The sequence below is a fragment of the Chitinophaga varians genome, from assembly GCF_014529945.1.
Lineage (GTDB): Bacteria > Bacteroidota > Bacteroidia > Chitinophagales > Chitinophagaceae > Chitinophaga > Chitinophaga varians.
Genome location: NZ_JACVFB010000001.1, coordinates 80085 through 94854, shown reverse-complemented (window position 1 = coordinate 94854; position 14770 = coordinate 80085). Strand labels below are relative to the sequence as shown.

Genomic DNA, 14770 nt, shown 5'->3' with positions numbered 1-14770 from the left:
TGCAAGTTGAATTATTTCCTCCGGAAATCCAAGCGATAAAATACACCCAGCTGTATGCCGATCCACATTTTCCGGCTCTGCGGCTCATTTGCATTAAAGTTATCGCTGATGGTATACAATGGCTTAAAATAACGTACGTCTTTCAGCGCTTCTTCTTCCGGCCGGCCCAGTGGGGTTGGATCTTTAAAGGTGTAGTATTCCGAATTCAGGATATTCAGCGATATGCCGGCCTGTACGCCGAAATGATCATTCAGCCTTCTTTCTCCGATGAGCGCCAGTTTATGCCACTGCATGCGGATTTGTTTTTGTAAAAATCCCGACGAATCATAATCAAACTGCATTTTTCCGGTGGTGGCCTGCAAATGCAGCCGCCAGTTTTCCGACAGCCATACTGAAGTACCGGCGCCATAACGTAATCCGGATGCACTACGACCAGCGCCCCATGACGCGATCCCATACAGGAAAGGCATGCCTGCCTGCAAATGCCCGTTCACCATAAACGATTCTTCCAGTGTAACGCCCGCGCCCACAAAAGGGACCAGGCCCGGCCTGGGACCGTCGCTGCTGCTAGGGATACCTGTAAAAGAGCGGCTGGTACGGTGAAACCAGTTGGAGAGGAAAAATGAATGATCGCGTTGATCCCTACTACGTATATTCTTTCCCGTTGCCACCGGTTCCGCGGAGGCAGTTGTTTTTTGTTGCGGGTTGGTAGCAGCCGGTTGTTTCCGTATAGCCTCTGCTGTTAGCGGGGGCGCCGCTTCTTTTTTCACACTGGTATCGGGTGATGAACGGATACCGGTATAGCCTTCCCCGTCTCTACCGAAAGAACCGATATTCCCGATTCCCCATCCGTTTTTTTCTTTTTGCCCTTCGGGCGATTTTTTTAGCGATAAATGGAGGAGGCCCGAGTCTTGTCTTTGCGGCAATGAGTCTTTCTTTTTCGCTGCGATGGCTGTTTTCAGGCTGTCAGGTTTGTTAACAACGGAATCCGGGGAGGGTTGATGGTAAAGGTCAACGGAATCTATCGTCATAACGACCACCCCGTGCGATGGGCCTGCCGTAGGAGCGTTGTAGACCGTATGTGTCGTCCGGCCTGCTACCGGTGCGTTTTTCCCTTTAGTGGTGATTGTTTTTCCGGGAATGGCTTTTCGTTTCACCGTCGGCGCCGCATGCGCAGGCGCGGTTTGTTTTACCGGCGGCGCATCGATGAAAATAATATGTCCGCCCAGTAAGCGGTAGTTAATGCCGGTCTCTTTCCGGATATCTTCCAGTAACTCGCCCAGGGGCTGCGTTTTTTTATGGAGATGAATTAAACGTGAGGGAGGAAACTTACGGGTATTGAGAGAGAAACGGGCACCGGTCTGTTGCCCTACCGTCTTCAGCAATTTATCCAGCGGCATCTCCGTGGCACTGATGGTGATATTTTTCCGGAGATTGACAGCAGATGACTGACAATAACCTTGTATAGTTCCCGTAAATAAAAAGATGACCAGCAGCCATTTACCCACCGCAGCCGGCACCGCTGATATAAACCTTGTCTTTTTCAATTCTGCATGTGACATTCAGCGTAACAGATATAACCTCAAAAACGTATTCTATAGGTTTGTTTTCAAATGTGCTGCTCATGGTACAGCCTTCCAGCGCTTTATGCTCAAATACCACCTGTATGCCGTATGCTTTCTCCAGTTGCGTGACAATCTCTTTCAGGGTGATATTCTCAAAATTAAACACCCGGGTGGCATACCCCAGTTGGTTGGTCTTAAACGCGCCGGCAGTGAGCCCCAGCTCCTTCCGGGCAATGTGATAAACACCTTCCTGTCCGGCTTTCACCTGTATGCTGCTATCGCCTCTTGACATCTTTACCGCTCCGGTTTTTACCATCACCGCGATAGCGCTGTCGGACTGCCGTACGTTGAAGGAGGTGCCCAGTACCTGCACCCTGATATCCCCCACCGCCACTATAAACGGTTTATCCGGACGCGAAGTTACATCAAACCATGCTTCCCCCGATAATTTAACCAAACGAACGGTATCCTGAAAACCTGACGCGTATTGCAAAGAAGCATAGCTGTTGAGCACCACCGTCGACTGGTCCGGCAGCGTATCGCGCTGAATGGCGGCACCAGTGCGTTTCGACACCAGGGCCAACGCCTGCGGTCCGTTATGGGAACGAAGCACGAATATCAGTATCGCAGCAACGCCGACCAGCAACGCCACCGCCGCGGCAATACGCCCCAGCGGCAGCACTTTCCCGACCACCGGCCGGGTGGCCATCCGTGCCTTTAGTTCCTGCAACACAGCAGTTCTGTCGGGCAACTGATAACGCTGTTGCAAGCCGGCATCATCCCATATCGCGGCCACCTGATCGTACAATTCCCGGTGGTCGCGATGTTCCCTGATCCAGTCATCCACGGTCATCGCTTCTTCCGGAGTAGCCTCCCCGGAAAAATATCTTCCCAACAACTCATATGGCAGGTTTTGGTTTTCAGCAGTGCTCATGTTCTGTAAAATTGTAACTCATAAAAACAAACAGGCAAACAATATCATTACCATCACGTCAAACAGTTTAGCCCTTAATATCTTCAACGCTTTCCCCATCTGAACTTCCACGGTCTTCACCGATAATCCCAGATCAGCCGCTATTTCAGCATATTTCCGGCCTTCAAACCGGCTTTTGCTGAAAATCAACCGGCATTGCGGAGAGAGATTGTCGATATGCTCCATGATCTGCCGGTGGGTTTCCTTGCTCACCAACTCATTACGGTGCTCAAAGGCCGGCGGACGTTGTGCCAGGTAATTGTCTTTCACCTTCTCATGTCGTTTGACATTGAGACAGTAATGATATACCGCTGTATAGAGATATGATTTCACGGATTGTTGTTCATTGATCTCCGCCCGTTTCTCCCATAACTTCAGGAAAACGGCCTGTACAGCGTCTTTCGCCTCGTCGTTGTCTTTCAGTATCGTGAAGGCATAACGGTGCAACCCCTCAAAGTAGGTATGAAAACATTCTTCCACCAGCTTGTCCTGGTCCTTTGCCTTGCCAAAATGTATATCCACCTTAATTGTTTCAATAAGCTACCCCTAATACACCTTCACTTTAAAATACCCCTATCCGGCGGCAAAAATAAATTATTTTATGTCCCGTAAGGGGAAATTCAGGACAGCGTGTATTATGGGAAACCCAAGTATACCATGCGCTATTTAACATTATCATCGCTGTTTTTGCTGTTCCTGTTATTTGCCTGTAAAAAAGATAACGCGGACCCAATACCTGGCCACAACGGAAATGGTCAGGGACAGGAGCCGCCCGCCAATACGCCCGGCGCTCCTCAGCTGCCTGCCGCGCTGTACGACTATGTAGGTACCGGGAACAACATGCCGCCTTATATCAAAACATTCCTCGCCAGCCGGACCGACCTTGACAACACGCCTACCGGCAACCCTATCACCAATGCCGGCGCCACCCTGGGCCGGGTACTGTTTTATGACAAAAACATGTCGATCAACAATACCCGCTCCTGCGCTTCCTGCCACCATCAGGACAAAGCCTTTACAGACGGCATGGCCCGCTCCTCCGGGTTCGATAATCAGCTCACCCGCCGCAATGCCATGTCTGTGGTAAACCAGCGTTTCTTTGGCCCCAAAGCCATGTTCTGGGACATGCGGGCCGCCGACCTGGAAACACAAACGCTGATGCCTATACTGGACCATATTGAAATGGGCATGCCCTCCCTCACCGCACTGGAGACCAAACTCACCGGCATCACCTACTATGCCCCGCTGTTTAAAGCCGCCTTCGGTGATGAAAAAGTGACCTCCCCACGGATAGCCAATGCCCTGTCACAGTTTATCAGAAGCATCGTCTCCTTCCAGTCCAAATACGACCAGGGCCTGGCCGGCAATCTCAGTAACCTTACCGCCGATGAGAAGAACGGATTACGCCTGCTGCAGGTCAACTTCTGCACCGAATGCCATAGCGACCTTTCTACTACCCAGTACGGCAAACTCCCGTCTTTCCTGATTGCGGATAATACCGGCATCAATACCGGCTTCGGCTCCAACAACGGACTGGAAGCTGATTACACGGATAAAGGCATCGGAGAAATCACCCATAAACCTGCAGATCAGGGCACCTTCAAAATACCCAGCCTCCGCAATGTGGCACTCACCGCGCCCTATATGCATGATGGCCGTTTTGCTACGCTGGAAGACGTGTTGGAACATTACAATCATGGTATCAAAGGCAACCCAAACATCGGTATACAACTCGCTTCCAGAGCTGGGTCCGGTGTGCCTTTAACCACCAAAGACAAAAGCGACATCATCGCATTCCTGAAAACATTAACGGACGAGCAGCTGGTGAAAGACCCGAAATATGCAGATCCGTTTAAATAAAGAAGCGATCGGGATCGAGTCTACTTTTAGGTGAGACTCCCGAAAGAAAGGGCCCACCTTTTCAGGTAGGCCCTACTTACAATGCTAACAATGCTATTTGATACCGGTATACCACGAAGGCCTTTCCGTTTCTTTCAGCCAGAAAAGCGCAGCCTGTCCGAATGGTGATCCGTCCGGGTTACTCAATCGCCATACCACGCCATCATAAATCGTGAAGGTGTTGCCGTGTTTATCAACACGCGGACCGGTATAGTGATAAGCAATACCGTTGAGCGTCACGTCCTGCAACAACCGCTCCCGCTCGCTCCTGTCCTGTGGCGCAGCACTTAACCGGGAAGGAAGCTGCAACAGCTCTTCCGGAGTGTACTTAAAACAGGATAAAGCAAATTGATTGGCATAAATAAAATGCGGGTCCGTACCGGTTCCGTGCGCCAGGATACTATAGGGCGCCTCTTCGTGTAGCCATTGTGCACGAGCCGCCACATCCGATGGCGCCGGAAGCCCTTTACCATTCCGGTCGAGGAAATTATGATCTATTTGTGTGATCAACGGAAGAAACGATGCTATCATATGCTGCTTATAAGTTTTTAAGACGGGGATTCTGGCCCAGCTCCTGCTGGTGATCTACGGGCACTTCGATGAGCAGAGAACGTTGACCGCCTGTTTCTATGCGATGCAACAATTCCTCCAGGTTACTCAGATCGGGCTGCAGTCGCGCCGCCTCCCAGCCACAAGCCCTGGCGATCAGACAATAATCAATTGCAGCGACACGCGCATGATAGTGTGGCGAGGCGATATCAGGCAATACCTTTTCCAGTCCCTGCTCTACAATGGACAGTGATTCGTTCTTCAGCAGAAAAACGACGATGCCCAGCTGTCCCACCTCTCCCAAAGAGCCGGAAAACAAACGGAAACATCCATCTCCCGTAAACAAAAACACCGGACGGTGCATCTCTGCCAGCTTCGCGCCTACTGCCACGCCAAAAGCACCGCCCATAGCGGAACCGCGATAAAGGGAGTAGAAATCAATATTGTCGTTGGGACGTTGCGTTACATACTGACGGTCCTTATAAGCCAGGCATACATCGTCTATGCCCAACGAATGGACCGGCCACCACTTGTTGAGCCGCTGGTATAAAGTCGCCATGTTTACATAACCTTCCCTTGGCGTAACAAACGGGCGGTCGTTCAGGTCCGCAGGAGCCTTGGCCATCGGTCTGTTCGTAAAGGGATAACGTTGCCCGGCGCTGATCAGCGCAGTTAATAAAACATCCAGTGATCCGGAAACATGATCATAACCGCCAGCGGCCACATGGCGCAAACTATTTTCTACCAGACCATACGCCTGAAAAATATTTCCCAGAAAAAAAGTATGGGAAGCCCTGAAGCCACTGAAATTAATAGTGTATTCGTCCGGGCAGGCTCCCAGCACTACCAGTACATCCTGCTCACCGAGTGAATTAAACAGTGCCATGGCTTTATCATTTCCGCCAAAAGAAATATAGCCATAACCGTAAGGATTGTGCTGACTTACAGCATTGGCGCCGTTGATGCTCCAGATGGCCGCAGCCTGTAGCTGCACACACAGCTGTGTAGTGAGTTGTTTGGCATTGGGATAACGCGCCATCTCTTCTCCCACCAGCACTACCACCCGCTTGTCGGCGGTTGTTTTGCGGAAAGCAGCTACAAAAGCATCCAGGTAATCATCTTCTATAGAAGGCGCTTCCTCCGGCAAAGGCATGGAATACTCCATCACCGGGGTCCCTACCGCTTCATTGTCCAATACCAGCACTACCGGCTTCGAGTTGTCCAGCATCACTTTGGCGGCAGCCAGCTGTGCGGCCAATGAAAACGGATCATTCAATACAAAAACAGCATCCCCCAATTCTGCGCGCAGTTGCGCTACAATGTTACTTCCATATACAGAAGTATCCTGTAATGGGGAGAATCCTTCGGTATTACTACCGGAAACAGGTACAATAAAAACAGCCGGAATGTCATGCAACTTGGCATCACTTAATCCACAAGTGATCAATTTGGTGGCAGCGCCGGTAGTGGCCACAGCGGCGGCTATCTTGCCACTGGCCAGGTAATAACCCAGGGGAACAAAACCAGCACTGTATTCTCCCAACGTCAAAAACGCAGGATCGTGAGAGGGTTGGTCTTCAAGGGGTTTCAGGTGCTTTAGCAGATGAATAACACCACCGCCGGTAACGCCGGTGTATAAAGTAATACCCCAGTCGGTAAGGGTGTCAATAATGAGCTGATAGTTATCAGCCACGCATGGCGGATTTCCATAAAGGTTACTGAAGGTCATAGAATACGGATTAAAATTGATGTATCGCGGTTTTCCTAAAAGGCTTATATGAGGATCTTGAAAGAGGGATTTTTAAGAAAATGATAGATAAGGTTTTCAAAAACAGATATACGATGCATTGCTCACATTCACTGACAATACAAGATAAATAGTATTTCTCACAAAGCAAATTTTTTACAACAAGCTTCATGAGTAAAAACGCGGAGATGCCTTATTTTCTGCGCTTCCCGAAGGGTTATTATTTTTTTGTTATGCGGAGTTCAGTAGTTATCCTTACTTTTTTTTGTGATAATACGGCTACAACATGTAGTACAACTACTACAATTTTTCACATTGATATTGGGGTCATTTATTGTCCGGCTGAGCATATCGTTTATCTTCTTCAGACACGGGGCCTGTATACCTGAATTTCCTGTGTTCATCATTGATGTTGATGACACAGCTATCGCTGACCAGAAATGGGATATTATTAAATACCGGTTTTCCCAGGCCATCACCAGGGCCGATCACTACCTTATTGACTTTCTCCGGCAGCGTATATGCAGAGAATTCGGTATCGTACATGGTATGGACCAGCCACAGTTGCCGGGAAGCGGGTTGGTTGATCAGCAGTTGAAATCCTTCTGCCACCTGCGTCATTTCAGGATGCGGGGTTGTTACAGGAGGTGAGGTAAAACTAAAATTGATATACGGCGCGTGTTGATAGCCGAACTTAAATATCAGCAGCATTTTACCGGCGGGCACTTTTTCATCTGTCGATGAAGTAACTACATATTTTCCTTTCACTTTATCGGTCGAGAGATAGATGGTATCATGCTGTTGTGTCCACATCCCTTTCACAAAAACATCCAGCGCGCCATAACTCATGGCATAGACAAAGCGGTTGTTCTCAAAAATGCAAAGCTCTTCTGCCACCTCCATCCGGCTGGCATTGTAATAGCCGGGAAGCACGTGGGGTTGCTGCTGCCCGTACGCATTATTTTCCATGGTCCATAAAAATAAAGTCAGTAAAGCAGATAGGTACTTCATGTTCATCCATGTCTGACATTGGGGTTGCAGTTATTGACAGACACGCAAAGATACTAAACATGGTGAACACCGAACGGCACAGCTTCTTTCAGCCGGCAGGTTACTCTTGCCCGCTTTCTTCCAGTTTTCTTACCATCTTTATCTGTTTCAGGGTTAACAGTCCATAGGCAACAGCAGCGATCAGCACCCCTGCCTTTACTATCCAAAGCACCACTCCTTTACCACCCGCTGCGTCACCACTGCTGACGGCAATTCCCACTACCACATATAATAACACCCATGTCAGCACCAACCTCAGCTCACGGGGAGGTGAATCTATGTTGAGCTTTCTCAGCTGCCAGGCTTCAAACGCCAGATACAGCGCCAGTATAATATCCATTACTAAAAGACCGGAATATTCGTCAAAAAAGAGGTGTTTACGTCTTAAATCACCTGCTACAATGGCTATCAAAATAGCAATCGCTTTAATGATAGCGGACCTTCTCTCTTTCATTATCGGGTTAATTTACCTTCGAATGTAGTTTTTTACGTTACATTAGTTGCTCACATCTTCATGTGAGCAACAAAAAAACGCCGGCTGGAAGTTGCCGGCGTTTTATTATATCGTGTAATATCACTACTACAATTCTTTCACCCGGATATTCCGGAAACGTACGATAGATCCATGTCCCAGGAAACCGATATGACCAGTTTCATTTTTCAGGCCGGGATGATTTTTATGGTCCAGTGTACCTTTTTCACGGGCCTCGGCGATATCGCCGTCCAGGATAACGGTACCGTTGAGAATGACTTTGATATGTGTACCATCAACGATCGCTTCTTCATAGTTCCACTCTCCTACTGGTTTGAGGAAACCTCTTTTAGCGGGGATAACACCGTACACAGAGCCATGATATTGGTAGATATTCAGGTCTTTGTAGATGTCCGCTTCGTTGTCCAGGATTTGTAATTCCATACCCTGATAGGCAGCGTCGCCGCTCAGCGGGGCGCGAACGCCCAGGCCGTTGTTGGCGCCGGGGGTAAGCTGGAATTCAAAACGGAAGGAGAAGTTCTTATATTCTTTTTTCGTGTAGAGGTTACCGTGACCGCCATTGGTGGGGTAGATCACCAGGTTACCTTCATCGATCACATAGTCTTTGGTATTACCGGTCCATTCGTGCATATTGGTACCGTCGAACAACACCTTATACCCTGCTTTCTTCTCTTCGTCGTTCAGTACGAAAGGTTTCACGCGGGGCAGTTCCCTGATATACAGGTTACGGTAAGCCACGTAGGTGCCGTGTGCCTGCAGTTCGATCTGCTCTTCCGGAGAGATAGGCAGGTTACGGTCCCAGTAGTTTTCCAGGATGGTATTGTCTGTTACCAGTTGACCGTTGAGGTAAACCGTTACGCGGTCGCCTTTCATAATGATGCGGAAGTGGTTCCACTCACCGATGGCGTTATCTGCCAGTTTCAGCGGTTTACTTTCATTCTGCTGGTTGTTGTACAGACCACCGGAGCCTACCTGAGCGCCCACGTCGGTACGGGAGGTATCCCAGATCTGCACCTGTGGCGCGCCACGGAGGTAGATGCCCGCATCGCCGTTCGGTGTGATTTTCCAGTCCACCAGCATTTCAAAGTCGCCGTATTTTTTGTCTGTGCAGAGGTTATCGCCCTGGCCGTTGAAAATAAGCAGGCCGTCTTTTACGGACCAGCCTTTGCGCATAGCTTCGTTGGCTTTGTCTTGTGCTTTGCTCAGTGCCTTAGCGTCCATTTTGGCGCGGGCGATAGGATTTTCCACCAGTCCTTTCCAGCCGCTGAGGTCTTTGCCATTGAACATTGATACGAAGCCGTCGCCTGCGGGCATTTCCGCGAGGTATTTACGGATAGACTGGCGCTGGTAGTCAGCGTCGCCACCTTTCAGTGCAGCAGCGGCTTTGTCCAGCAGCTGACGCACCGCGTTGCCGTTATAGGTTTTATTAGCCAGCGCGATGTTCATCACTGCCATAGCCGCTTCCTGTTGTACGGCAGTTTTATCGAGGTATTCACCTGCCAGCAGTAAGGCGGGGAATGTCTTGCATTGTTCCAGTACTGTGAGCGCCTGTTTTTGCACTGTTTCAGATGGGTTCAGCTCCAGCACATTGCGCAGCATCAGTGTTTTCTGATCGGCGGTGTATCCTGATTTTTTAGTCAGGTCGATATAGCCTGTCAGTGCTTTTTCGCGGTAAGCGCTGTTAGCGGCATCACGGGCGATTTTCAGCAGCGACGGGGCAGCGGAGGCATCTTTCCAGTCGGACAGCGCACCTACCGCAGCATCTTTCGTAGCGGCGTCGCCATTCGCAAAGGCGGCCATTACCGGCTCCAGGGCGGCAGGTTGACCGATACCGGCCAGTACACCGAGGTAGCGGTACTGGTTAGCGGCAGACACCTGTTTCATTTGCGTCATTACATCGTTGCTGGTAGCACCTGCATTGATGAGTGCCGTCTGGATATTGACGATTTCCTGCGGCGCGCTGGCGCTGTTGAGCAGCGAGAACAGTGCCGGCAGGTTGTTTTTGCCGGCCACGTCTTTCAGGGCGGCGAAGGCAGCAGCTTTCACGTCAGCATTGCTGCTGGCGGCCAGCGGCAATACATCGTTCACGCGGTTGTCGGCTTTGCGGGCAGCGAGCACGCCGAGCAGCGCTGTTTGTGCTGCGGCGGGCATGGTAGCCAGTGCAGCACCGGCCTGTTGTGTAACTTCTTCACCGGGCATCAGGCGCAGCGCCTTTTTCACCGCGTTGATATCAGCAGGTGAACCGGTTTTCATGATACCCAGCAATGCCGGCAGGGTGGATGTTCCGCCGATGCGGGCAGCAGCAGCGATGGCTGCCAGTCTTACTGCGTCGTTACCATTTTTGGTAAACGCGGTAACGGCAGGCAGGGCGGAAGTCACTTTGTTTTCGCCCAGCATCGTGATGATAGCAGCTTTGGTATCATCAGTAGCATTTTTCAGTTGTGCCTGCCAGGTAAGCGAAGCGGCATTGGCAAAAGGGGCGCCGAATTTCAGGGCTGCGTCGCGGTATTCGTTGTTTTTATCTGCGACAGCCTGATTGATCCAGGGCTGGCTTTTGTCACCGAGGATATCTACCAGCAGTTTAAGGCCGGCAGTACGGGTATGTACCTGTGCATCGGTGGTGCATTGTTTTACCAGTGCTTCCGCGATTTTCTGTGCGGCAGCTTTGTTACCATTGCTGGCCAGTTGACCGGCATAATAGAGATAAGCCGAAGTAGCGTCTGTAACATCGTAGGTATAACCGGCTTTAGCGGCAGCGTTGCCCAGTGCAGGAGCTGAAGACGGATCGGCGATCTGGGCGAGGGCGTATTGAGACACCTTCACCAGTTTTTTATCGCTGTTGTTCAGCTGTGCGGTAATAGCGGGTACTGCTGCAGTATAACGGGCATCCCCCAACGCTTCTGTGAGGGTGATACGGTTAGTCGCGTTAGCGGTGGCCAGGGCGCCGAGCAATGCTTTCTGAGCGGCAGGGGTGTTGATTTTAATCAGCACGCGGGCGGCAGGATCGCAGAAACGATCGGCTGCGAGCAGCGGCTGCAGGGTGCCAACAGCGTCATTGTCGCCGGTAGTTTGCAGCTGGGTGAGCAGAAACACTTTGTTTTCCGGATCGGTGGCTTTAGCGATGGCTTTGCAGAAAGCCGCGGCTGCTTCTTTCCGTTTGGCTTCCTTACCAGGTTGTGTAACGTAATAGGCGTAACCTGCGAGGGCGTATTGCAGCTGGGTATTATCACCTTTTCCTTCTGGTACCAGCATACCGGCGATGGTCGCCACCCCTTCTTCGCCGAGGGCGCTGATGGCTTCCATATTGGTATTGAACTGCCCTTTGTTGGGAGCAGGCATTAAGGCCAGCACATCGGCGATTTTGGTATTGAACGCGCGCTGGTCTGACGGGCCCTGTGCGATGGCCAGGCTGTTCCAGCCAACCAGCAGTGCAGTAAGTATGTATGCGATCTTTTTCATGTAGTCATTTTCTTGATTTAATCATTTTAACATTTAAACATGTAAATATTAAAATGCTAAAATGGTTAGATGGTCCACGGGCCACGCATCGGCTGGAATATCAGCGCATTGGCGCCGGCGTCATCGATAAACTCCTGTTTCACCGGGTCAAATTTGAGGGAGCGGTTCAGGCGAAGCGCTATTTTGCCCATATTCACGAGTGTGCAGGAGCGGTGACCGTTTTCTTCGTTGAGTGCGAATTTTTTCCGGTTTTTCACAGCATCGACAAAGTCGGTCTGTTGCGGCAGCGGATCAGGGAAGGCGGCCAGTTTTTTCTCCAGGTCCGGGATATCGGATTTGAAGCCGGGATACAGTTTGCCTTTCGGCCCTTCGATGTAAGCGGCTTTTTCATCTTTGCCTTCGCCGTCGAGGATGATCTGGCATCCGTCGGCGTAGGTGTAGGTGATCCTTCTCCAGGTGCCTACTGCGTCAGGATGTTGTTGTGGAGCGTCTATTTCCACGCTAACGGGGCTGGTATCGTCTTTACCGAGGAAGTATTGTACAGGGTCGAGGTAGTGCTGGCCCATGTCGCCGAGGCCGCCGCCATCGTAGTCCCAGTAACCGCGGAAGGTCTGGTGTACGCGATGGGGGTTGTAGGGACGGAACGGTGCAGGTCCGAGCCACATATCATAGTCCAGTTCTTTAGGAACGGCTACTGTTTCCAGGTTGGTTTTACCTACCCAGAAAAATTTCCAGTCGAAGCCGGTATGTTTGCTGACGGTGACTTTCAGCGGCCAGCCGAGCAGTCCGCTTTCCACCAGTTTTTTAATTGGTTTAACGGTAGTTCCCATGCCATAGAAGCGGTCTTCAAAGCGGAACCAGGTATTGAGGCGGAAGATGCGGCCATGTTGTTGTACCGCTTCCACGAGGCGTTTGCCTTCGCCGATGGTGGCCGTCATGGGTTTTTCGCACCAGATATCCTTGCCTGCACGGGCGGCATCGGCAGCGATAATTCCGTGCCAGTGCGGCGGTGTGGCAACGTGGACGATGTCCACTTCAGGGAGGGTAATGACTTCGCGGTAGTCGGAGAACGTTTTCACGCCTTTGTCGCCGAGCTGGTCCATGGCCAGTTTGAGGTGATTGCGGTCCACGTCGCAGATCGCTACCACGCGGGTGCCGGCATAGCCGAAGTGGCCGCGGCCCATGCCGCCGGTGCCGATCACTGCTTTGGTAAGCTGATCACTGGGCGCCAGATAGCCGCGTCCCAGCACATGCCTTGGAACAATCGTGAATGCAGCAAGCGCTCCCAGGGAATTTTTAAGGAACGCCCGCCTTGAATCGCTGTTTTGTTTTGCCATATATATGTTTGATTGAATACGTGTATTGATCTCCGTTAGTTCACTGGACATTATTCACTGTAAAAACAAGTTCTGGTTGATGTTGGAGTAAGATAGAAAGTCGGTGGGGCAATTGCAAGCGGAGCGGCTGAAAATAGTGATAAACGGCAAAGGGAAGACGATAGCCATGAAGGATGGCCTGTGCAGCAGTATATAAAGCAAAATGAAGCCCGGCGCGGACAAAGCTGTTCTGTCGCCTGCTTTTTTGTTAAGATTCAGGGAGATGAAAAAGCCCGCATTATTTTTTATAGCCTTTTAGGGGAAATTTATGCAGATGCTCTGCTACAAAGCGTATCAGATACGCTTATTGCTCCCGGGAAGGGCTTTTTCATCTACCTTCATCAACATACCGGAGGTAATATTTCCGGTGTCCGGTGATGTAGTATTTATATCGTTGGCATCATTCAGCATGTAAGGACGGTTTCCTCCTTGCTAACCTGATGTTACATGAAAAATTTATTCGTACCAGATGCTGGCAGCGCCGAGGATAGCGGCTTGTTCGCCGAGTGAGGCAACCAGCAGTGGCAGGTGGTGGTGGTGGTGTGCCAGCTCACGTTTTACGGCCGGAAAAAACAGGTCCGCTGCCTGTGCAATATTACCGCCGATCACGATGGCTTCCGGCGATTCATCGCGGATAAAGCTGGTCAGAAAGCTCGCCAGGTTGAAAGCGAATTCATCGAATATTTGTTGAACCGTAGCGTCTGTATCGATATAGGTAGTCAGTTCTTTTACATCTTTCACTGTTTTGCCGGTCAGCTCCTGGTATCTTTTCACGAACCAGCGGGTCGACAGATAATCTTCTGCCATCCCATCGCGGTAGGGTGAGCACCAGCGGTCAGCATCCTGTGCCAGGCCGCCGTGGAAGGTAGCTGAGCCCAGCCCTGTGCCCAGGGTAAGTCCGATGACATGTTGGTAATTACGACCAGCGCCGCTAAACACCTCACCCTGCAGGAAACAGCCTGCGTCGTTGATAAAACGGATCCTGGAAGGGTCCAGTTCCAGTTTGGCAGCCAGCATGTTCTTTACGTTGAGGTCGTAGAGCGCATCATATTTGTGCTGGTCTTTCATCCGGCTGATACCCTGCTCATAGTCAAAAGGACCGGGCATACCAATACCAATATACCGGTTGTCGGCAGGTGTATCTTTAAAAGCGTCATTGATCACGACCGCCCATGCGTCTATTATTTCCGCTGCGCTGCCTTGTGAGTTCACGCGCGTACGATGCCAGGATGGTGTATCAATCGTTCTTTTTTCCAGGTTCACCAATGCAGCTGTGATATGAGACCCGCCGATATCAATTCCTAATGCCATGGAACTTTTCATAAACAGTTTTAAATGTATAAATGGCTAAATCGTTTTAGCTTCGACAAATATAAGATTGTTTGGTTGACAATGTCAAATAAATCGTTTTAGCAAAGAGAAAATATGCTTCTCAATATAGTCTCTTTTTTGAAAACGCAAAAAGAAAATATCCATACAGCAGGGCTGCCCACAGGGACATTCCGTCAGGGCCCGGTCTGATCACTCCCCCAAAACGCACCGGAACTGCAAACGATTGCTAAAAAGTGGTCATGAAGTCTTGCACCGCTCCGCTTCTGATGCGCCTGAAATAAGCATTAAAACATTGTAGCTGCAAGCGATTGCCAGACATAGCGGTTG

The 14770-nt window shown here is 50.5% G+C and carries 11 protein-coding genes; 1 reads left to right on the top strand and 10 read right to left on the bottom strand.

Translation table 11 applies throughout. The features are described 5' to 3' along the window. Nucleotides 1–11: 11 nt before the first annotated feature. From ICL55_RS00395 to ICL55_RS00385, 3 genes are read right to left on the bottom strand one after another with little or no spacing between them, the layout of a single operon-like run. Nucleotides 12–1562 carry a hypothetical protein gene (locus tag ICL55_RS00395; protein WP_188094073.1) on the bottom strand — a complete coding sequence of 517 codons (1551 nt, stop codon included), beginning with the start codon at nucleotides 1560–1562 and terminating at the stop codon, nucleotides 12–14. Continuing rightward, nucleotides 1501–2499 (bottom strand): FecR domain-containing protein, encoded by a 999-nt coding sequence (locus ICL55_RS00390; RefSeq protein WP_188094072.1) that lies wholly within the window; start codon nucleotides 2497–2499, stop codon nucleotides 1501–1503. Before ICL55_RS00390 ends, ICL55_RS00395 begins: the two co-directional genes overlap by 62 nt. An 18-nt stretch (nucleotides 2500–2517) precedes the next feature. Further along, entirely contained in the window at nucleotides 2518–3060 is a 543-nt protein-coding gene (locus ICL55_RS00385; RefSeq protein ID WP_188094071.1) for an RNA polymerase sigma-70 factor, read from the bottom strand. Between the two features lie 135 nt (nucleotides 3061–3195). Here ICL55_RS00385 and ICL55_RS00380 point away from each other — a divergent pair, with 135 nt between their 5' ends. Next, the gene (locus ICL55_RS00380) at nucleotides 3196–4398 is read left to right on the top strand and encodes a cytochrome-c peroxidase (RefSeq protein WP_188094070.1); all 1203 of its coding nucleotides are present in this window, start codon (nucleotides 3196–3198) and stop codon (nucleotides 4396–4398) included. A 93-nt stretch (nucleotides 4399–4491) separates the two neighbouring features. On the opposite strand, the gene ICL55_RS00375 is transcribed toward ICL55_RS00380, so the two are convergent. The 7 genes from ICL55_RS00375 to ICL55_RS00345 all read right to left on the bottom strand — a co-directional run bounded on the left by ICL55_RS00375 (nucleotide 4492) and on the right by ICL55_RS00345 (nucleotide 14434). After that, a complete protein-coding gene (locus tag ICL55_RS00375) occupies nucleotides 4492–4968 on the bottom strand; it encodes an MEKHLA domain-containing protein (RefSeq protein WP_188094069.1) in 477 nt (158 codons plus the stop codon). Nucleotides 4969–4975: 7 nt separating this feature from the next. Next, complete coding sequence (locus ICL55_RS00370; protein ID WP_188094068.1) at nucleotides 4976–6715, bottom strand: thiamine pyrophosphate-dependent enzyme; 1740 nt, start codon at nucleotides 6713–6715, stop codon at nucleotides 4976–4978. 345 nt (nucleotides 6716–7060) lie between these two features. Then, entirely contained in the window at nucleotides 7061–7702 is a 642-nt protein-coding gene (locus tag ICL55_RS00365) for a hypothetical protein (protein ID WP_188094067.1), read from the bottom strand. Between the two features lie 142 nt (nucleotides 7703–7844). After that, nucleotides 7845–8237 carry a hypothetical protein gene (locus tag ICL55_RS00360; protein WP_188094066.1) on the bottom strand — a complete coding sequence of 131 codons (393 nt, stop codon included), beginning with the start codon at nucleotides 8235–8237 and terminating at the stop codon, nucleotides 7845–7847. 126 nt (nucleotides 8238–8363) lie between these two features. Continuing rightward, the gene (locus tag ICL55_RS00355; protein WP_188094065.1) at nucleotides 8364–11735 is read right to left on the bottom strand and encodes a DUF1080 domain-containing protein; all 3372 of its coding nucleotides are present in this window, start codon (nucleotides 11733–11735) and stop codon (nucleotides 8364–8366) included. Nucleotides 11736–11800: 65 nt separating this feature from the next. Continuing rightward, a complete protein-coding gene (locus tag ICL55_RS00350; RefSeq protein ID WP_168872977.1) occupies nucleotides 11801–13072 on the bottom strand; it encodes a Gfo/Idh/MocA family oxidoreductase in 1272 nt (423 codons plus the stop codon). A 495-nt stretch (nucleotides 13073–13567) separates the two neighbouring features. Continuing rightward, on the bottom strand, nucleotides 13568–14434 hold the full coding sequence (locus ICL55_RS00345) for an ROK family protein (RefSeq protein ID WP_188094064.1): 867 nt from the start codon (nucleotides 14432–14434) through the stop codon (nucleotides 13568–13570). Nucleotides 14435–14770: the final 336 nt, after the last annotated feature.